Origin of the sequence: Paenibacillus sp. FSL H8-0168 (assembly GCF_038592955.1) — a bacterium.
GTDB classification, from domain to species: Bacteria; Bacillota; Bacilli; order Paenibacillales; family Paenibacillaceae; genus Paenibacillus; species Paenibacillus polymyxa_B.
Genome location: NZ_CP151948.1, coordinates 4,132,162 through 4,152,855, shown reverse-complemented (window position 1 = coordinate 4,152,855; position 20,694 = coordinate 4,132,162). Strand labels below are relative to the sequence as shown.

General features: G+C 45.6%; 14 protein-coding genes. 9 read left to right on the top strand and 5 right to left on the bottom strand.

What is annotated here, in order from left to right; all coding sequences use genetic code 11:
• Positions 1–5: 5 nt before the first annotated feature.
• On the bottom strand, positions 6–3,098 hold the full coding sequence (locus MHI21_RS18310) for a restriction endonuclease fold toxin (RefSeq protein ID WP_342418686.1): 3,093 nt from the start codon (positions 3,096–3,098) through the stop codon (positions 6–8).
• Positions 3,099–3,567: 469 nt separating this feature from the next.
• On the opposite strand from MHI21_RS18310, the gene MHI21_RS18305 reads away from it, so the two are divergent.
• The 8 genes from MHI21_RS18305 to MHI21_RS18270 all read left to right on the top strand — a co-directional run bounded on the left by MHI21_RS18305 (position 3,568) and on the right by MHI21_RS18270 (position 13,079).
• Positions 3,568–4,446 (top strand): AraC family transcriptional regulator, encoded by an 879-nt coding sequence (locus MHI21_RS18305; protein WP_165178619.1) that lies wholly within the window; start codon positions 3,568–3,570, stop codon positions 4,444–4,446.
• A gap of 432 nt (positions 4,447–4,878) precedes the next feature.
• Positions 4,879–5,184, top strand: a complete 306-nt coding sequence (locus MHI21_RS18300) for a hypothetical protein (protein WP_238808089.1) — start codon at positions 4,879–4,881, stop codon at positions 5,182–5,184.
• 402 nt (positions 5,185–5,586) lie between these two features.
• Complete coding sequence (locus MHI21_RS18295; RefSeq protein ID WP_342418685.1) at positions 5,587–6,981, top strand: TldD/PmbA family protein; 1,395 nt, start codon at positions 5,587–5,589, stop codon at positions 6,979–6,981.
• Positions 6,982–6,984: 3 nt separating this feature from the next.
• Positions 6,985–8,328, top strand: coding sequence for a TldD/PmbA family protein (locus tag MHI21_RS18290; RefSeq protein WP_342418684.1), 1,344 nt, complete (start codon positions 6,985–6,987; stop codon positions 8,326–8,328).
• A gap of 216 nt (positions 8,329–8,544) precedes the next feature.
• Positions 8,545–9,936, top strand: a complete 1,392-nt coding sequence (thrC, locus tag MHI21_RS18285; RefSeq protein WP_322174465.1) for a threonine synthase — start codon at positions 8,545–8,547, stop codon at positions 9,934–9,936.
• A 381-nt stretch (positions 9,937–10,317) separates the two neighbouring features.
• A complete protein-coding gene (gdhA, locus tag MHI21_RS18280) occupies positions 10,318–11,694 on the top strand; it encodes an NADP-specific glutamate dehydrogenase (RefSeq protein ID WP_342418683.1) in 1,377 nt (458 codons plus the stop codon).
• Positions 11,695–11,981: 287 nt separating this feature from the next.
• A complete protein-coding gene (locus MHI21_RS18275; protein ID WP_311083590.1) occupies positions 11,982–12,374 on the top strand; it encodes a MarR family transcriptional regulator in 393 nt (130 codons plus the stop codon).
• Between the two features lie 51 nt (positions 12,375–12,425).
• Entirely contained in the window at positions 12,426–13,079 is a 654-nt protein-coding gene (locus MHI21_RS18270; protein WP_023989745.1) for a nitroreductase family protein, read from the top strand.
• 140 nt (positions 13,080–13,219) lie between these two features.
• Here MHI21_RS18270 and MHI21_RS18265 read toward each other — a convergent pair whose 3' ends face one another.
• From MHI21_RS18265 to MHI21_RS18255, 3 genes are all read right to left on the bottom strand, one after another.
• Entirely contained in the window at positions 13,220–14,374 is a 1,155-nt protein-coding gene (locus tag MHI21_RS18265; protein WP_342418682.1) for a VanZ family protein, read from the bottom strand.
• 7 nt (positions 14,375–14,381) lie between these two features.
• Positions 14,382–15,725, bottom strand: a complete 1,344-nt coding sequence (locus tag MHI21_RS18260; protein ID WP_028542243.1) for an amino acid permease — start codon at positions 15,723–15,725, stop codon at positions 14,382–14,384.
• Between the two features lie 269 nt (positions 15,726–15,994).
• Entirely contained in the window at positions 15,995–17,260 is a 1,266-nt protein-coding gene (locus MHI21_RS18255; protein ID WP_342418681.1) for a VWA domain-containing protein, read from the bottom strand.
• A 180-nt stretch (positions 17,261–17,440) separates the two neighbouring features.
• Here MHI21_RS18255 and MHI21_RS18250 point away from each other — a divergent pair, with 180 nt between their 5' ends.
• Complete coding sequence (locus MHI21_RS18250; RefSeq protein WP_342418680.1) at positions 17,441–19,435, top strand: AraC family transcriptional regulator; 1,995 nt, start codon at positions 17,441–17,443, stop codon at positions 19,433–19,435.
• A gap of 115 nt (positions 19,436–19,550) precedes the next feature.
• Here MHI21_RS18250 and MHI21_RS18245 read toward each other — a convergent pair whose 3' ends face one another.
• The gene (locus tag MHI21_RS18245) at positions 19,551–20,603 is read right to left on the bottom strand and encodes a 2,3-butanediol dehydrogenase (RefSeq protein ID WP_342418679.1); all 1,053 of its coding nucleotides are present in this window, start codon (positions 20,601–20,603) and stop codon (positions 19,551–19,553) included.
• Between the last annotated feature and the right edge of the window lie 91 nt (positions 20,604–20,694).

Below are 20,694 nucleotides of genomic sequence, written 5' to 3'. Positions count from 1 at the left end.
TCCTCTCATGGTATTAGGGGCTTAGTATCAATAATTATTTCTACACCATATCTTTCGGCATATTCTTTAAGTTGTCTTAGCACTCTGTCATCAGGCTTACCTTCAAAGTGAAAATATGCTTTTCTGTTCGTTTCAATTGCGGCTTCGATCGTAGCCTTCGCTTGTTTTCTAAATTGCTTATCTAAACTGTTCAACGGTGGTTTGGTTTGAGCAATGTACTGGTCGCTTACCGTATCAAACTCACGTCCCTTAGGGTCATTACTAAATTTAACTCTGGATTCTCCACCTAGTTTTTCTGCCAACATATCAGCTGCTTCATCCTCTTTAGGAACCTTTACCAATTTCCCTGAGTATTGCCCATTATTAGAAGTCCCGGTTTTTGACGTTCCCTCAGCGGGCTTGCTCGAATTTGGTAGTTTAGGTGACTCCTTAGGTCTACTTGAATTTGCCCCATTATAAATCGCCGAATCATTGAACTCATCAATGGGCCTGTTTACACCTGGACCACCTTTTGGATTGGGTTTTGCAGGCGGATTCTCTGCAATAGGTGGCTGGCTGGACCTAGCAGGAGAACTTCCCGCACTCCCCATACCGATACGGGCTGCTACAATCCCATAAGTCGTTTCTTCGACTAAATCGCTTAAGCCTGTCCTTTCCATGTAATCTCCAGATTTTTGTCCAATAAAGCCTTGATTGTATCGAGTAATGAGTGCATCCATTTTCTCTTTGTCCAACTCAATAGCATTTGTAGAGTCCACACCCATCGCTACCAAACCATCTTCAATGGCATTGAGAGTTCCTTCATCCCATACGTGTGTTCTTTTTGCATTGACGATACGCTGGATGGCGGCCAATTTATTAGGATCTTTAATATCATACAGTGATAGTTTGCGCTGCATTGTAATTTCAGTACGCAGTGCTTGCTCTGCTTGTTTTAGCTTATTTTCATCCTGCCACCAGTTGGCTGTAAAATAATTAGTTTGATTCCAATATGAAGTATATTCACTAGTTTTTCTTTCTCTCCATAATGCCAGTTTTGGATTCTCATGTTTCTGCGTTTGTGCTGCTTGAAGGCGTTGTTTTTCCTCATAATCTCGGAGCCATTTCTTCTGAATGTTTTTAGGAACTTGCTGATACGCTTGAGCTATGGCATTTGACTCTTTCAGCAGGTTTTGAACCAGTTCTAATGGGCCACCAGAATGCGCTATATGACGTGCACTCGTAAATACTTTCCCTAAAATCCACTTGCTATAGTAGGCTTCCTTAGCCCGCTCATGCTCGTATTGGCTTATTAGCCCTTGGAGTGCTAAACTAGCCAGATGCTTCAGTGGATGCAAACCACCTTTAGGAGCACTACCTCCAGCGTGACTTGTTCCTTTGCTCCGAACGGGGATCATTGCGGTTGCTTTCAGAATGAGACCCGTCGCAGGCCCACCTAAAGCTCCCGCAACAACACCAGCCACTTTTCCCATCACTGGAATGGAGCCTAATAGCTTGGACACCGTACCCAACAAAGAGTTGGCCTGTTGAAGTGCAGCCGGACTTGTTACTTTGGCGGTAGGAGTGCTGCTTGATGATGTCTTAGCTGCTGATGGAACTTGCGCCGCCTCGTACGCTTTGATGCTCATCAATGGCGGTTCTGGAACAGGAGGGAGGTCAGCCACGAAAACAGGAGCTTTCACCGTACCTTCCTGATAAATCACTGGAGCTTTGGTATCCGTCTCACCATCCAGTACCATGCTGCTGGCTCCACCTTTTAAGTATAGCGCCGTGCCAGCTTCGAGTGATAGTTCCTCGCCTGCACCCAGCTTCACATGACCACCCTGAATCTGCACATTCTCCGGACTGTCGATGGTAATGCCGCTACTTTCATGCAGTGTAATGGAAAATTCACCGGAGGTGGATAGGGTCAGCTCATGCTCAGACATTTCTACGCCGCTACCTTGTACATGTTGCCATACCTTCACATTCGGCTGTCCATTGGTGTGGCGTTGTTGTCGCAGTGAATCCGTTACATAGGCATCTTGTTCGCGGTGGGTAGGCAGATACAATTCCACCTGTTCCCCGATTTCAGGCATATCGTACCAGCCACTATGTTCTTCGGCGACATAACGGGTGGCTACCGGAAACCAGCAGGCTTTGGCAGGATCTTGCTTCGGGTCGATGTCCAGTTGAAGCTGTACGAAATCCTGTTGTACCTTCAGCACCGTTCCTGTCAGCGAAATCCCGGTGGCCTGATCGTTTTCATACCGAGCATAGCGGATATCCTGTTCGGCTTGAAGATCGTAACGGGTGCGCAGCAAGCCATCTGTTAGTGTGGTCACGGCTCGAACCACTACCAGTTCTTTGCCTTGTCCAATGGGTAACGTGATGAGGTCGCCTAGTGCATAAAATTGCAGGCTTTCGATCATATAGGTGACATACGAGCCAGCACGTTCTCCGGGCTTTTCCGCATCCAACTCATGAAACGTTTTCCGTACTCGATAAAATACATCCCGCTCTACCTTATGCTGCTTGCCTTCTGGCATCCCGAAGAAAACCTTGGGCGAGGCTGCGGTTACCTCTGGCACAAGTACGGAACCAAAGCGAGAAGCGAGGCGTTTTAAAAACGCCCAATCGGTCTCATCATATTGTAAAACAAATGTCTCTAGTTTGGCATAATTGCTTACCGTATCAATGGCATCTCCGTACTTATATTTTCGAACCAGTGCTGTGACCAGATCATCATAGATGCGGTGAATATCTTGATAGGAGCGCCTTTTACGCTTAATATCCATCTGGTACGAATGGGAAGCTGCTTCCAGTTCAAATGTATACACGCCTCGCACACAGTGTACGGACATACACGTAACAATCCCATGGAATAATCTTCTCAGCGATTGTCCCTGATCATTCAACGGACGAATCACAATTGGCTCTTGCTCCATATCCTGTCTGATGCATGCAGCTCCTTGTTCTTCGGAGAGTAACCCACTGATATGTAAATAGGCATGATCGTTAATGGCGCGTGTTATTTGAAGTTGTTCAATGTGTAGTGGCTGAAAGGGACCATAAAAGCGTAGGCTTTCATATCCAATCCCATCTAATAATACGCTCAAGTGAGTTCATAACTCCTTTCTATATGTGATGGGTATTTCCAAGTGAAGCACGTCATTTTGCAATTGCTTCTGATTATAGAAGCCAGCAGATGGGTGTATCTGTCAGTCAAGATAGATATGTATTACAAGGTTTGTACGTTATAAAGGAACGAGAGGTGATATTTAAGTAACAACCCAGCATATGTATTTATCGGTTGAAAGAGAGATTTAGTTTACAGAATAACCCATTGGTTATACCGAATAATGAAAATCTTTATTGATGGAACATATATTAATTACAATAAATACGGTGAGGTGGATCTTTTATTGAAAGGGCATTGATTATTAAAGATATTCTCACTTAATTAGTTATGTTATATAAGTTTGTGTACTAAACTTATGAAGAAGAAGAGACCCTACATAATTGTGCAGGAATTGTCGGATGGATACATTCAACTACTGTTATTCTATTGATGAAGGAGGTCATATAGTGGATTTGCTTAAGAGCATGAATGAAGCAATCAAGTATATTGAAGAAAACCTGACTAACGAAATTGACTTTAAAGAGGTAGCAAGGTTGGCTTACTGCTCTGAATTTCATTTTAAAAAGATGTTTTCTTTTCTTGCAGGTGTTACGTTATCAGAATACATCCGCCGCAGACGCCTCACTCTTGCAGCATTTGAGCTTAAAGATAGCAATGTAAAGGTTATTGATATCGCGATTAAATACGGGTACAATTCACCAGATTCTTTTACAAGAGCTTTTCAAAATTTACATGGATTAACGCCGTCTGAAGCCAGAATTAATGGCCGTTCACTTAAAGCTTATCCACGAATGACCTTCCAGTTATCAATTAAAGGGGGAAGTGAAATGAACTATCGAATTGAAGAAAAAGGGGCATTTTGCATCGTTGGTATCCAAAAAAGAGTTCCCATTATTTTCAACGGAGTCAATCCAGAGATTGCTGCGATGTGGGAAAGTTTAGATGGTGAAACGATCAATAATCTTAAAAGAATTTCTAATGTCGAGCCTATGGGGTTGCTTAGTGCGTCCACGAACTTTTCTGAAGGTAGAATGGAGGAAAAAGGGGAGCTTGATCACTATATTGGCGTTGCAACAACAAAGGAGTGTCCGGATAACCTAACACAACTTAAAGTTGCTGCCTCAACGTGGGCAGTATTCGAAGCAATCGGATCATTTCCTGATGCGCTACAAGATGTGTGGGGACGTATTTATTCCGAATGGTTCCCATCCTCAAACTATGAACAAATAGAAGGCCCGGAAATCCTATGGAATGAGAGTAAAGATATAACCTCACCGACTTTCAAAAGTGAAATATGGATCCCCATTTCAAAAAAAGTAACATAAAGCGTGTGATTATGAAGTATCATGAGCTGTTTCGACAGCTCTTTTTTCAATTATTATAAGTGAAGCTTATTTTGTGAAGAAGGTATTTCTTTTAAGGTACAGCCATTTGGCGAGAAAGATCAAATAATTTATTTTACGGGACTAATGATTTTGAATAGAAATGATACTTATGTAATTGAAAATATAATGTAGCGACAGACTGAAGAACAGTGCGAGGTTTAAGGTATTGAAATAATATTTATTCATTTAGTTGTACTTTTATAGCTTCTAAGTTTGAAATAATCCTTATCTTGGAATGTCAAAGAGTCTTATTTTATCTTGCATACTAAATTGTTCTAATAATCTTATCTATTATTCTCTCATTGCTACGTATCCACGTACCACATCCGTTATCATCCTTTGCTACACTTTGAATAAAAAGGAGATGGTAACTTGGATACCCAACCTAAGATACTAAAGAGCATGGAACATACAAACTCATCTGAAAATACTGCTGAAGAATACGAGAACTTGGTGCAGCAAGAAGACGAACACATAGAGAGACTTAAAACATGCACAAAGCTCATTTGGGATGCGCTGGCTATTATTTCTCAAAAGGCAAGCGTACTTCACATGGAAACCGTCAAAGAAGCGGCCGACCATCTTCATATCATGGAACTGGACCTTCGCAGGGAATTGTTTAAAGTTCGTTTGAAAAAAAGTATTTTGGCGAACAAAATAAAGCAAACCCAAGCTTAGCAGCGGAGGGGACGGAATCGTTCTGAAGAAGCGGAGTGTTCGCCTTTGAACCCGGATTTTTACCGTTAAACTATAATCAAAAAAATCTGGGGGCAACAGCGACCGGAAGAATGATCCGTCTACGTAGCGGCCTCATATGCACGTACTTGCTCAACCCAACCAGTAATCAATTTTCTCAATAACCCGACATGACCCTTCACGGTCTAATCGGGTTTTCTCATTTCAATCCCTCCATCCCCGCGCATAAATCTTCACCTCCTCCAAACCACTTGCCACCCAGATAGTTACACCCACTCCCAACATCATGTATAGTAAAGTTATGGGAAATAAATATGAACCCGCATATTATCTTGAACGAATAACCGTACAATAAGAAACATGGCAAAAACGAGGAGGAACGTGATGATACATCCAACACAGATTCAGGATATGCTGCAAGCCGCGCTGGAGACGGGCGGGGATTTTGCAGAGGTGTTCGTCGAGGACCGCACCAATGGACAACTGGGCATGACCGGGGGAGTCGTGGATACGGCATTATCAGGCCGGGATTTTGGGATTGGCATTCGGATCATGAAGGAGCACTTTTCGGTGTACGCCTATACCAGTGATTTGAGCGAACAGAGCCTGATTCGACTGGCCAAATCGGCCGCCAAGGCCATTCGCGGCGGTGGAGCGCCAGGTACACACACGATTACACTCCATCCCCATGTGATCCCTAACCAACATCCAATTGCGATCATTCCTGACGGTTCACAGAAACGCGCCAAGATTGACATGATGAGACGGGCGCATGAGGCAGCAAGCCAATATGATCCTTCCATCACGCAGACTTCCATTGGGATCAGTAACTCAATCCAAAACGTGCTGATCGCCAATAGCAACGGGCTACTGGTGGAGGATACCCGTACGTATACACGCATGAGAATAAGCGCGATTGCGACTGATGGGGAGCATAGACAGTCCGGTTTCCGTGGGCCGGGAGCGTATGCGGGGACTGAATTTCTGGAGAATCTGAATATCGAAGAAAATGCCAGACACGCCGCTCGTATTGCGTCCACGATGGTTAAAGCGGGATATGCACCTAGTGGCAGACTGCCGGTCGTAATTGAGAACGGCTTCGGCGGCGTTCTTTTTCACGAAGCATGTGGACACGGGTTGGAATCTACGGCGGTGGCTCATGGAACCTCAGTGTTTGCGAATAAGATCGGGCAACAGGTGGCTTCACCGCTTGTCACGGCTATAGATGATGGAACGATTCAGAACGCGTGGGGCTCGCTCAATATCGATGATGAAGGAGCGCCGACACAGCGCAACGTATTAATTGAGAACGGCATTTTAAAAGGATATCTGATCGACCGCATGGGCTCGCGCCAGATGGGTGTATCTGCGACAGGGTCAGGACGAAGACAGTCCTATAAATTCGCGCCTGCGTCCCGTATGAACAATACATTTATTGCGAATGGTGAGTCTACCCGTGAAGAGATCATTGCCAATACGGAGTACGGGATCTATGCCAAATCGCTGGGCGGTGGTTCGGTAAACACCTCGACGAGCGAGTTTAATTTTGCAGTCGAAGAGGCGTACATGATTCGCAACGGCAAAATTGCCGAGCCGGTCAAAGGCGCAACATTGATCGGCAAAGGGATTGAAACCCTACAAAATATTGATATGGTCGGCAACAATCTGGATCATGGTCAGGGGATGTGCGGATCAGTCAGCGGAAGTCTTCCGGTCAACTGCGGACAGCCGACAATTCGCGTATCCGAGATGACCGTCGGCGGACGGAAGGGGGAATAGGCGATGAATATTCAGCAATTTCAGGAAGCGTTGTTCACAAAAGGCCGGGAAATCGGCTACGCGGATATGGAAATCTACTATGTAAATGGACGTTCTACCTCGGTAAAGGTACTGAAGGGAGAAATTGATCAATATACCATCGTTGAAAATGGCGGACTTTCCTTCCGGGGCGTCATTAACGGGAAAATGGGCTATGCCTCTACAGAGAAGCTGGAACCGGACGTGATCGACTTTTTATTGGATGAAGCACGCAGCAATGCGGATATATTGGAGAGCAAGGAACAGGATGAGCTGTTCGCAGGCTCTGAGAGCTACCCTGAGCAGCCTGCCTATGCCGCAGCGTTGGCTGACACGGCTCCTGAGATTCTGATCGAAGCGGCGCTAGAAATGGAGCGCACAGCGCTTGCCGCAGATCCACGGATTGTGATGGCTCGGCATTGCTCGGTCAGCATTCGTGAAAATGAGGTCCTGATAGTAAATACAAAAGGACTGCACTGCCATCGTCGCAAAAGTCTGGCAAGCGCTTATGTGTATGTGATTGCAGCAGACAACGACGAGACGGTAACTGGGGGCTGGCATGATTATTCGCTGCGGAGTGTGGAGGAAATTGATATCGCGAATGTGGCGCATAAAGCCGTAAAAGAGGCTGTTTCCAAGCTGGGTGCGCACACGATCCAATCGGATAATTATCCAGTCATTTTCCGTCATGATGCAGCAGCGCAATTGCTGGCTGCGTATACGTCGGTATTTTCAGCGGAATCGGTGGATAAAGGCTTTTCGCGATTGGCTGGGAAACTGGGGCAAAAGGTAGCAAGCGAGCGTATTACGCTAATTGATGATCCGCTGATGGAGAACGTTCCGGCAGGCAGTACGTTTGATGCCGAAGGCTGCGCAACCCATCGTAACGAGATCATCAAGGACGGGGAACTACGGACGTATTTCCATAACCGCAAGACAGCCCGCAAGGCTGGGGTGGAAAGTACCTCTAATGCTTCCAAGGGCAGCTATAACGGTAAAATTGGTGTGTCGTATCATAATCTGTATGTGGAACCAGGCACGTCTACGTTGGAGGACATGATTCGCAAGACGGATCGCGGGTTGATGATCGTAGAGCTGCAGGGGCTGCATGCGGGTACGAATACGGCGTCTGGTAATTTTTCGCTAGCTTGTCTGGGCTACTGGATTGAGCAAGGGCAAGTGGTCAGAGCAGTCAATCAGATTACTGTATCGGGCAACTTCTTTGACGTCCTACAGCAGGTGGAGGAAGTTGGCAACGATTTACGTTTTACGGGAAGCTGCACATCGCCTTCGCTCAAGCTGGCTGCACTCTCGATTTCAGGTTCCTAATGACTGGAGCGGCCTGCTTTTTTTCAGACTCACGGCCTGTTCCTAACGTTCCGATTGCCTAGCGATTACAGATGCCTGATGCATCAGGGTATGGTAAAGTAGGAGAAAGTCTGTAAAATATGAAAAAAAGGCTTGGTTACAGCACCGCGACAGGGTATTATAGACAATAATATATTCGAAAAAAGGTTCGAATTGAATTTTTATTGGGGGATGTATATGAGATATATAAGCACTAGAGGTCGAGTAGAAGCCAAGGGATTTATTGATACCGTGCTCATGGGGTTAGCTGACGATGGAGGTCTGATGGTACCTGAGCAGATTCCGACCGTGTCGGCAGCTACGCTGGAGCAATGGGCAACATTGAGCTACAGAGAGCTGCTGCTGGAAGTTTTTGCGCTGTATATCAATGATGAGATTCCTCGTGAAGATTTGGAGCAGCTGGTAGAGCGCAGTTATGCGAGCTTCCGTCATCCAGAAGTTACGCCAGTGAAGAAGATCAACGATTCTCTGTCTATTTTGGAGCTGTTCCACGGACCTACGTTCGCGTTCAAGGATGTGGCGCTGCAATTTATGGGTGAGTTTTATTCCTACGTGTCCAAGAAGCAGAATGAGATCATTCACATTTTGGGTGCAACCTCAGGTGATACCGGGGCGGCAGCGATTCAGGGCGTGCGTGGCAAGGAAGGCATTAAAATCTGTATTTTGCATCCGCATCAAAAAGTGAGCAAGGTACAAGAACTGCAAATGACGACGGTAGACGATGAGAACGTGCTGAATCTATCTGTAAAAGGGAACTTTGACGATTGTCAAAAAGTGATTAAGGACCTGTTTGCCGATCTGGATTTCAAAGCTAAACATCATTTGCGGGCAATTAACTCGATTAACTTTGTGCGCATTTTGGCGCAAACCGTATATTACTTTTATGCTTATTTCCGGGCGCAGGAGTCTGCCGGTACGAAAAAGATTAATATCAGCGTGCCATCCGGCAACTTTGGCAATATCTTTTCTGGCTTTCTTGCGAAAAAAATGGGCTTGCCGATCCATAAGCTGATCATTGCCACCAATGAAAATAATATTTTGGAGCGCTTCGTGAAGACAGGCGAATACAAGCCAGGTGACTTCAAAAGCACATACAGTCCTTCGATGGACATTCAGGTGGCGAGCAATTTCGAAAGATACCTGTATTACTTCCTTGGAGAAGATACAGCCAAGGTATCTGAATACATGAATAACCTCAAAACCGAGGGACGGATTGTGATCAGTGCAGAGGATTTGAAACGGGTACAGCAGGATTTTGAAGCGCTCGGTGCTTCGAATGAGCAGTGTCTGGAGCTGATCAAAAAATACAAAGCCGAGTACGATTATTTGCTCGACCCGCATACGGCTTGCGGTATTGCCGCGTATGAGGCGTATAATGGCGCGGACGAAGTATGTGTGACCTTTGCGACAGCACATCCGGCCAAATTTGATGAAGCTATTCGTCTGGTGGACATCAAGCAGGAGTTCCCGACGCAAATTGAACAATTGTTCTCGAAATCGCAGCATCAGCAGGTGGTAGAGCATGACGAAGCAGAAATTGTGCGTCAGCTTGAAGCCTTTTATGTGTAAAAGAATGGGAAAAGAGGCTACGCCCTGTGCGCTAGCCTTTTTTTTATTTCCATATTTTCCAGATGTGCTGTATGTTTTAGTTTCAATTTGTTCACATTATAATGCCATGTGGAGTAAGGTGTTAGGGCCTTAGAAACCGTGAAAAAAGCCCGTGAATCAAGGGATTTAGCTTTAATAAACTAACAGGCAATGAGAGGTTCATAGAGTTATTTGATGAAGGATACAAAAATTTTTTATAGGCGAATTAGATGTATTATTATAAAAAATCATGTATAGTTAACTAAATTTTATGAATACATAAAGTTCCACTCTCGAAGGTGCAGAATAACGTCGTTCCGTCATTTAACAGAGGGGCTAATTATAAAAGGGGTGTATTAAATAATGACCATGATCCGTCCAGAGCAGAGTCAACAAGCAGCAGCCGAATATGTGCAGTCCGTTTTTGAGAAGGTTATCGCGCGCAATCCTCATGAGAATGAATTCCATCAGGCCGTCAAGGAAATATTGGATTCGCTAATTCCGGTATTGGCTAAGCATCCTAAGTATATGCAGCAGGGGCTTCTGGAACGGCTAGTGGAGCCGGAGCGAGTCATTACCTTCCGTGTACCTTGGGTGGATGATGCAGGGGTTGTACAGGTAAACCGCGGCTTCCGCGTACAGTTTAACAGTGCGATAGGGCCTTATAAAGGTGGACTTCGCTTCCATCCGTCTGTATATCTGGGAATCGTCAAATTTTTGGGTTTTGAGCAAGTTTTCAAAAATGCATTGACGGGTCTTCCCATCGGTGGAGGTAAAGGCGGCTCGGATTTTGATCCCAAAGGGAAATCAGATAACGAAGTCATGCGTTTTACACAAAGCTTCATGACTGAGTTGTATAAATATATTGGTCCAGATGCCGACGTTCCGGCAGGGGATATTGGTGTAGGCGGACGTGAGATCGGATACATGTTCGGGCAGTACAAGCGGATTCGCGGAGGACATGAAGGTGGCGTCCTGACGGGTAAAGGGATTCATTACGGAGGCAGTCTCACACGTACAGAAGCGACTGGCTACGGTTGTGTATATTTTGTAAACGAGATGTTGCAGGCTCAGGGATCGTCTTTTGAAGGAAAACGCGTCGTCGTGTCCGGCTCGGGGAACGTATCTATTTATGCGATTGAAAAAGCACAGCAGCTCGGTGCTACAGTCGTGGCATGTAGTGACTCGAATGGCTACATCTATGATCCAGACGGTATCGATCTGCAGCTGGTAAAGCAGCTGAAAGAAGTGAATCGTCTGCGGATTAGCGAGTATACTCAAGAGCGTCCAGGCGCAATCTATACAGAAGGCTGTTCGGGGATCTGGTCGATCCCATGCGACATCGCACTGCCATGCGCCACACAGAATGAAATTGACGAGCAAGCAGCCCAGCTGCTGGTAAGCAATGGCGTAAAAGCTGTAGGCGAAGGTGCCAATATGCCATCCTCGCTACAGGCCATTGAAGTGTTTTTGGGCAATGGAGTTCTGTTCGGGCCAGCCAAGGCTGCCAATGCAGGCGGAGTAGCGGTCTCGGCGCTTGAAATGTCGCAGAACAGCATGCGCCTGTCATGGACCTTTGAGGAAGTGGATGCCAAGCTGCATGATATTATGAAAAATATCTATGCTAACAGTGTGAAGGCGGCTGAGGAATACGGCGTGCCGGGCAATCTGGTTGTCGGAGCCAATATCGCAGGATTTGTGCGTGTGGCCGACGCAATGCTGTCCCACGGGATTATTTAACTTAACGGTATACCAACCCTTATCTCCTATTACATGATGATTGATGATTGAATAAGTAAGCTAATGAAAATAAAAGCTGAGTGGCTCTGTGTGAGCCGCTCAGCTTTTATTTACAAAGAGCACTTTATTTTTCTCAGGGACTTGATTTATTTTTAAAGAGGATGTATATTAATTGATAGATCAATAATTGATAGATCAAAGGTCGGATCATGAAACCCAGCGATATGCTTAAGGGAGGAGAGATTGATATCACCCAGACACCATCCGAGCCTGAGTATATTTTTGACATGCTGTTGTTGCTGAACAAGCAGATTAGCTCCAAGTTTGAGCGTTGTGCAGGAGTCAGCGCATCCAGATTGCAGTTATTGTGCAAATTGTATCAAGTGGAGGAGATTAGTCAAACTCTGCTGCAAAAAGAGGTTGGCATTGACGCTGCAGCCGTAACACGCCACTTGAAACAACTGGAAGCGACAGAAATGGTCACTCGACGCACGAAGCCAGAGGACAACAGGGTTACCTTGGTAAGCTTGACCGATTATGGGCGTGCACGCATTGTCATCTTTAAGCAGGAGCGCTCGCAGTTTGTAGCTCAGCTGCTACAGAGCTTCGACGAGACCCAACGGCACCAACTAGCTGATATGCTGCAAGTGATGAATAGTCACATATCTGATATGGACTGACAACGTTTTTTTAACATTACTATACCCACAGAGGGACAAGGAGAGATTGGAATGAATAATACGAATACATCCAGTACTGTAAAAACGAATGATTTTAAAGAAATCGCCCTGGGACGCCGTTCTGTAAAAGTATACGATCCGTCCGTGAAGATCAGCCGTGAGGAAATGACTGAGATTTTGACAGAAGCTACACGCGCACCATCTTCCATTAACCTGCAACCTTGGCGTTTCCTCGTCATTGACAGCCCTGAAGGTAAAGCTACACTGGCACCATTGGCCCGTTTCAACCAACGTCAAGTAGAAACATCTTCGGCAGTGATCGCTGTATTTGGGGATTTGAATAACTTTGATAATTTCGAACAAATTTTCGGAGAAGCTGTAGAACTGGGCTATATGCCAAAAGACATTAAAGAAATGCAACAGGAAAAAGTGGCAGCTCATTTTGCAGCGCTTGATCCAGTTGTGAACAAAGAAACAGTCCTGATTGACGGTGGTTTGGTATCCATGCAGCTTATGCTGGTAGCGCGCGCTCATGGTTATGATACTAACGCTATTGGCGGTTTTGAAAAGGATCAAATTGCTGAAGCCTTTGGTCTGGAAAAAGATCGTTATGTCCCTGTTATGCTCATTTCCATGGGTAAAGGTATCAACGATGGTCATCCTTCCACACGTTTGCCTATTGATCAAATTGCACAGTGGAAATAAGGGAAACGAACTAACATCTATACGCAACGCAATATAAAAAAACAGGCGGACAAAGGAGATTCCTTTGCTTCGCCTGTTTTTTATTTGCTTGGATGCAACGTAGATCGCGGGTGCTTATCACGTTGTCAGTCTTTCGGTTATCATGTCACGGTATTTTCTCCCGACGTCTCTGCCGAATCAGCGGTGTCATTCTGAGGATGATGATAATGCTTGGGCCATATAATTTGGTGCGAAGTATGGCTAAGCTCCTCATAAAATAACGGGGCTTTCTTGATTAGACGTATGACCAGATGGAAAAAAAACCATCCATTCATCACCAACAACAAAAGGCTGATCAGAACACTTACCCATGGAGAGACTTGAGACCACAGCACGGGTCCACCCAGTACGTAATTAAGTCCAAAATACAACCAATACAAGAGACTGTAACGCTTGATGAGCCCCCACAGGGAAATCCGTTGTCCTGTCCCTATAAGATGAATACGCACCAGCCATTTCCCTGGAGTTCGTCCATTCGTTAAGTAAGGGACCACCATAAAGTAGACCCCACTGGAAACCCAGAAAGCAGCAGGAACATGCAGAGACTCCATGATGCCGAGCAGCCCGATCCATATGATAGAATCCACGAAAAAGGCTACGCCCCGTCGGGTATAGGACACTCGCTTCGTTGCCATGTCCACATGCTTGTCCAGATGTTCCAAGCGGGGCAGGAAGCGTGAAAACCATTCGCCTAATAGAAAGCCTAGCATACCGCCCAAGGTATTAGCCAATAGATCGTCCACATCGAACACGCGATACGCATGGTCAAAAAATCCATACAGTCCTGTCAGCTGCGTCACCTCAAAGAAGAGGGAGAGGATAAAGGACAGAATCAGACACCATCCCCATCGTGCACGGAAATAATAACGTAAGAACATACCGAAAGGCACGGTCATCACAACGTTAAAAACGACTTGCAGAAAAGCGCGCTCCTTCAGCAAATGAACATAGCTGGAGGGATGGGCGGGTGAGATGGATGTTTCTCTTATAATGTCATGAACGAACTGCAAGGGCATCAACTGCAACGCTCCCCCGGCTAATGCAGCATTATGACGCGATGCCGGAAGCGGTAGTATGACCAGAAAGAAGGCGTTCATTAAGTATAAAAGCATCAAGTAAAGCAGCCATGCTCTAGCCTTGTGAATATAGCCATGCCTGCGATATTGCACGATTAGAAAAGGCAGTGTAAACAATAACGCAGCAAAAGGAAACGCAAGAAAGGCATACGAAACAGGAAATAGATACGATTGAATCATGTGCTGCTTACGCCTGCTTTCTCCGGAATTTCACCAAAGACCAAATGACCAGAAATGCCATGAAAGCCACACATACACTAATGCTAATGCGATTTTGCGGGTCAAGCAAGAATAGGAACGCAATGACCCATAGGCATCCCACTGTAACCGCCGTTACATAAGGGAATCCCCATATCTTGAAAGTAGGCTCCACTGGATAAGATTTGCGCAATTTCAATTGGGACAGACAAATGCAGCTCCAGACGAGCAACACGACGAAGCCAGGTACAGCCATCAAAATACGGAACAGCCCGTCCTGAGCGACATAAGCAACCATGGAACCGACAATCAGGACTACAGCGCACAATTTGAGACTATTTACCGGAACCCCGTTTGAAGATAGGCGGGCGAGTGATTTGGGACCTTCTCCATTGATAGCCAGCGAATGTAGCATACGTGTAGCCCCGTAAATCCCCGAATTGGCGGCAGACAGTACAGCAGTGATCAGAATAAAGTTCATGACATGAGCCGAGCCTTGAAGCCCTACAGAAGACAATACCTGTACAAACGGGCTGGTATTCGCATCCAGTTGGTTCCAGGGAATCAAGCCACAAATGATGAGAATGGGCAACGTATAGAACAAAACAACGCGAAGAATAAAGCTTTTAACCACTCTAGGCAGTACCTTTTCCGGATTTTCTGTCTCCGTCAACGTCAGTCCAATCAGCTCGGACCCGCCGTATGAAAAGGTAACGACCAGCAGCGCTGAAAAGATAGCCAACCAGCCATTGGGTAGAAATCCGCCGTGCTGCGCGTAGTTGCTTAGATAAGGTGGAGTTTCAGTGGGAATAATCCCGAACAGTATACAGCCACCCAAGGCGATGAAGATAATAATCATGGCAATCTTAATACCCGCAAGCCAAAATTCTAGCTCCCCAAAACCGCCGACACTCAGCATGTTGACGACAATAATGAAAGCTGCACTCACTAAACTGAGTACCCATAGAGGAACATCTGGCAACCAATATTGCAGGAAGCTTCCCGCAGCAATGACCTCAATGATACAGACGGCCAGCCACATGAAGCAATACAACCAGCCGATAATAAAGGACAGTCGTTCTCCAAAAGCTTTGCGAATAAAATCCTTCATATTCATGTTGGGATAGACGGTAGCCATCTCGGCAATTGCGCCCATAACGACCAAGAGCAGGAGTCCCGCGAAGACATAGGATAAAATAACTCCAGGTCCCGCCAAGCTAATCGTTTCGGTACTTCCTTTAAAAATTCCCGTTCCGATGACTCCACCCATAGCCATAAAGGTAATATGCCGTGGGAGCAGCTTTTTGTGCAAAGTTGCTTCATTTGATTTCAATATGAAATCCTCCTTCATATAGTGTATAGCTTCAGCATAGCCCAAACAGGGTTACTTCAATTAGACTTATACTACATGAAAATATCCAATTAGGAAATGAAAGAAATAGGATCTGGTAGGGAGATTGTAATCGATAGAGGACAAACTGAAGAAAACAGAGGCAGAATGCTGGCGCTGATGATTGCTCTATCTGCGGTCATTCTGCCTCTATTGCTCTGCTCGGTGGATATTTAAGTGATCATGTAGGAGTATCGCATTGCGGTGAAGGATTAGCTCCGCAATATTCCTTTAGCCCGCACTTGCTTGAGCCAACCAGGAAACTCATTCAGCAGACGGTCGTACAATTCTGCGTCTGTCACGGAGTCAATGTCATCCAAGGCAAAGAAATCTGCATTATCCACTACGCGGCCGCGCATCTTATCCAACTTTCGAAGGATTCCGTAATCGGCTTTACCAAGACCTACAAATTGCCAGAAAATCGGAGTGCTTGAGCTTTTAATCAGCAGCTGTTCTATTTTTTTCTGTTCATAAATACCTCCATCACTGAAAAAGATAATGTAGGTCGGGATTATATCGTTGGGATCTTCCTTTGTGTATTTAAGTATGATATCCTTCATGACTTCCGGCTCGTTATTGCCCCACCCCAGCTCACTATCTTCACTAGGCTCAGCATAATTCCTATGAATGTAATTCTCGAAATTCCTCTCTGTGACGCTTGGAGCACGCTTGGCTTTGTCTGCAAAAAACCATACATCCATTTCACCATTGTCATCCATACAGGCGGCTACAGCCAACACACGTTCGCAGGCTTTTTGCACCGTCCCACCCGTGTACAATTTGAACATAGAAACAGAAGCATCGAATACAACCGCTACTCGTGCTTTTTCACGGTCTATCTGCTTCTTTTGGAGTGAAATTTGTACCTTCTGTTTAAGCAGATTAATTCTTCCATTCACAGGAGAAGGCTTCTTCACGCTGGCTGTATCCGCTGACGGTGCTGCTGGCGATTCCGTCTCCTCTACGGTGACACCGTGAGCCTCGGCAAGCGGCTTTAGTCCTCCGTTGAAACCGCGTCCAACTGCGCGAAGCTTAAAGCCAGACGTATGACGATACACTTCTGCCAGTACAAGCGATGTCTCACTGGTGGCTTCGGTGATGCTGTAGGTGATATGGGATTGCTTGCCTTGAGCAGTAACTGAGCAGCCGACCACATCGGCAAAAGTACCTGGGCCGTCCAGTGTGGCCGCAAACACACATTTTTCCACCCCGGTTCGTTCCAGTTCCTGGAGCGCTACAGTAAACTCAGTGGTTCTGTCATTTGGACGCTGTAACCGTACATGGCCGTGCGGGTCAGCGGGTTGATTGTAAAAAACGAAATAGTCATCTGAGGAAACCTTTCCGTCTGCTCCTACCATAAAACAGCTAACATCCAGTTCGGCAGGTGCATGCTTCCATGTAATGGTGACCCGCACTGTATCTTCCTTACCGAATGGTGCATTAGCTCCTGTACTCAATGCAATATTGGGACCGCTCATGCTGTCAAACCCCCTATGTATTTTAAATCTTGTTTTTATACAAATTGTACCATGGAAATGGTATATTCACCTTGTTTCGCGCAGGAATATTTGTCTCATGGTAGACGCAGTAAAAGATGATATATAATAAGGTTGGTTTGGAAAAAAAGTATGATATTTATGAAGCGGAGGCTTTGATACGTGAAGCAGGATCGACAAAAGCAGGCAGGTTCTCATACCGGGATGAGCAAGGGACATGAAGCTGATGAGTTAAACAAACTGCTGTCCCTATGGCTCCATTCGTCGATCCGTGTCATGGATGTCCGGCATATTCGACTGGAGCCGGAAGAGTTGCTTCAACCGTATCGTCTTCCAGCGCAGGCTTTTGTATTTGTATTGCAGGGTAGCGTGCGTTTGGATGGTGATTGGAAGGATACGCCACATTCAGGGTACGTACTGCATGGCAGCAAAGGCTTTGAACTGAATATGAAACCCTCGCAATGCGGGATTGAATATATCCTTGTACTATATAAAGCGACTTCTCTATCTGGACATACGGTGTATAATCATCCTTCGATAGCTCATGGTTTTATACCGCCCTATCCGGTTATACTGTATCAAAAGCTTCAACTACTGGATGACGCATGGCAGGATCAAGAGACGCTATCCAAGATTCAGGCTCAGGGTCGGTTCTATGATTTTGCATATGAATGTATACGGCAATTGCAGGAACCGAAGGCTCGAACTTCTGCACGGGATATCGTGACACAGGCGATTCGATTTATGCAGGTCCATTATGCGGAGTCCGTAACGCTGGAACGTTTGGCCGGATTGTTGGAATGCAGTCCGAGACATTTGACCCGGTTATTTAAAAAACAAACGGATTGTAGCCCGATTATGTACTTGATTCAACTGCGAATGGACAAGGCGAAGGAGCTTTTGCGGAAGACGGATGCGACTTTGCAGGATATCGCTGTCAGTGTGGGGTACCCGGATGTCTACTTCTTTAGCCGCGCATTCAAAAAATATACGGGTATATCCCCGGTTCATTACCGGGACAGCCTATATTCATCTGCTTTTGTGAGAGATACCAGTCTGGATAATCCATTAAGCATGTCCGGATGTTCCATTGATTCGATAAGTGGCGCCCTGCATACTGTTATTGAGGATAATAATCATTATCAAAATTATGATGAAGGGATTTTACGAATGAATAGAAACGCAAGGCATTCCATGGCATTTATTTTATTGCTTAGTTTTACCCTGCTGCTCAGCGCGTGCTCAGGCACATCAAGTCCTACGGCAACCGATGGCGCTTCGCAAGGGACCAATAATACATCAGCGAAACCAACATCACAGGAAAGGGTGCTGAAGGATGCACTTGGGCATGAGGTAAAAATTCCGGCTCAGCCTCAGCGTGTGATCGCTTCTTATCTGGAGGATCATCTGGTTGCGCTGGGGGTCAAACCTGTAGCCCAATGGTCGGTAGGGAAAAATTCAGTTCAAGGTTACCTGCAAAAAGAACTAAAGGACGTTCCTACCATTGCTTCAGATCTTCCGTTTGAGGCGGTTCTGAACTTCAAGCCTGATTTAATCATTATGGACAGTGCGAGCATGGTGGAAGGCGACAAATATAATCAATACTCTAAAATTGCTCCAACCTACGTGGTAGGCACTAATATGAACAATGATTGGCGTCAAGAGCTGCTGACCGTGGGTGAGGTGCTGAATAAGAGCAGTGAAGCGAAGCAGGCATTGAGCAACTACGACAAAAAAGCAGCAGAGGCTAAAGCCCAGCTGAGTCAGACGGTGGGACAAAAAACTGCGGCGGCATTATGGGTAACGGATAAAAACGTGTATGTCGTAAACCAGAATCTATCCAGCGGTGATGTATTGTATAAGGATTTGGGATTCAAGATTCCACAAGTCGTACAGGAGATTTCCAAAACGGCTAAGGCGAACTGGAGTAATTTATCGCTGGAGAAGCTGGCCGAGCTGGATGCGGATTATATCTTTATCGTGAACAGCAAAAACGTAAGTAAAGAAGATATTGTAAAAGATCCTGTATGGGCGGGAATTCCAGCCGTTAAAGAAGGCCATGTATACGATTTTGGTAAGGATTCTAGCTGGTTGTATACAGGTACAATCGCAAACAGTCAAATGATCGACGATGTTTTGAAAAATGTAACTCAGTAATCCAAATGGTAATCAAAAAACGCTACTCATCTTGACGACAGTATGTCGCAGGAAGGAGAGCGTTTTTTTATAAAAAGATGTCTGCGTAGAGCAGACATCTGGTTTGTTTTCGATATTAGGCTTGCGGAGATACCAGGATTTTAACCTGATTTTTCTCTTTCAGGAGACCTTCAAAACCTTGCTCAATCACTTCTTCGAGTTTAATACGTTTGGTAACCAGCTTGTCGGCAGGGAAATAACCTTTTTCCATCAGGCTGATAACAGCTGGGAATACATCACGGTAGCCGATAATACCAGTCAGATTGCGTTCCTTCATAACGATATTGTTAGGCTTGATCGGAGCTTCTTTTTCAAAAATGCTGACGATCATGATTTGTCCGCTAATTTTAGTAGATTCAATAGCTTGAGTCAGCACAGGAGGTACTCCAGTGACTTCATAGGCTACATCTACACCGCCGTTGGTCCGTTTGTGCAGTTCTTCCACCACATCATAAGCTTTAGGATCAATCACGATAGCACCCAGCTCTTCAGCTTTAGCTTTACGCTCCTCGGAAAGCTCTACTGCATAAATCTCAGATGCGCCCGAAGCTTTCAACGCTTCAATAACCAGCAATCCGATAGGACCAGCGCCAAATACTACAGCTTTGTCGCCGACTTTCAGTTGGCTTTGACGAACAGCATATAAAGCAACGGCCGAAGGCTCTACCAATGCGCCTTGCTCGAAAGATACGCTTTCTGGAATTTTGTGAACCATGTGCTCGTCAGCTGCGACATATTCAGAAAATCCACCACCGCCGCCTGCCAGACCGAGGAAGCCCATTTTATCGCAAAGATTATATTTGCCTTGTTTACATGCATCACATTCTCCACATGCAAACACCGGTTCTACAACTACACGGTCGCCAACTTGAATCTTGGTTACACCTTCGCCGATTTCGACAACTTGTCCAGAGAATTCATGTCCCATTACGATCGGCGCTTTTTCGCCAGTTAATGGATGCTGAGCATCTTGGGGAATGAAGATCGGTCCTGCTACATATTCGTGAAGATCACTTCCGCAAATGCCGCACCATTCTACCTTGATTTTTACTTTTCCTGCCAGAGCAGCGGGCTGCTCAATGTTTTCCAAACGTAAGTCTTTTACTCCATGCCATCTCAATGCTTGCATGTTTGTCATCTCCTTGAAGAATATATGATCATTGCCTCTATAAAAGTGAATGAATTAGGAAACGTTTCCGAAAGATAATATGTCACAATTT

Coding starts and splice junctions, on each gene's coding strand:
- MHI21_RS18295 (WP_342418685.1), top strand. CDS start 5,587: ATGATACATCCAACACAGATTCAGGATATGCTGCAAGCCGCGCTGGAG.
- MHI21_RS18290 (WP_342418684.1), top strand. CDS start 6,985: ATGAATATTCAGCAATTTCAGGAAGCGTTGTTCACAAAAGGCCGGGAA.
- thrC (WP_322174465.1), top strand. CDS start 8,545: ATGAGATATATAAGCACTAGAGGTCGAGTAGAAGCCAAGGGATTTATT.
- gdhA (WP_342418683.1), top strand. CDS start 10,318: ATGACCATGATCCGTCCAGAGCAGAGTCAACAAGCAGCAGCCGAATAT.
- MHI21_RS18275 (WP_311083590.1), top strand. CDS start 11,982: ATGCTGTTGTTGCTGAACAAGCAGATTAGCTCCAAGTTTGAGCGTTGT.
- MHI21_RS18270 (WP_023989745.1), top strand. CDS start 12,426: ATGAATAATACGAATACATCCAGTACTGTAAAAACGAATGATTTTAAA.
- MHI21_RS18265 (WP_342418682.1), bottom strand. CDS start 14,374: ATGATTCAATCGTATCTATTTCCTGTTTCGTATGCCTTTCTTGCGTTT.
- MHI21_RS18255 (WP_342418681.1), bottom strand. CDS start 17,260: ATGAGCGGTCCCAATATTGCATTGAGTACAGGAGCTAATGCACCATTC.
- MHI21_RS18245 (WP_342418679.1), bottom strand. CDS start 20,603: ATGCAAGCATTGAGATGGCATGGAGTAAAAGACTTACGTTTGGAAAAC.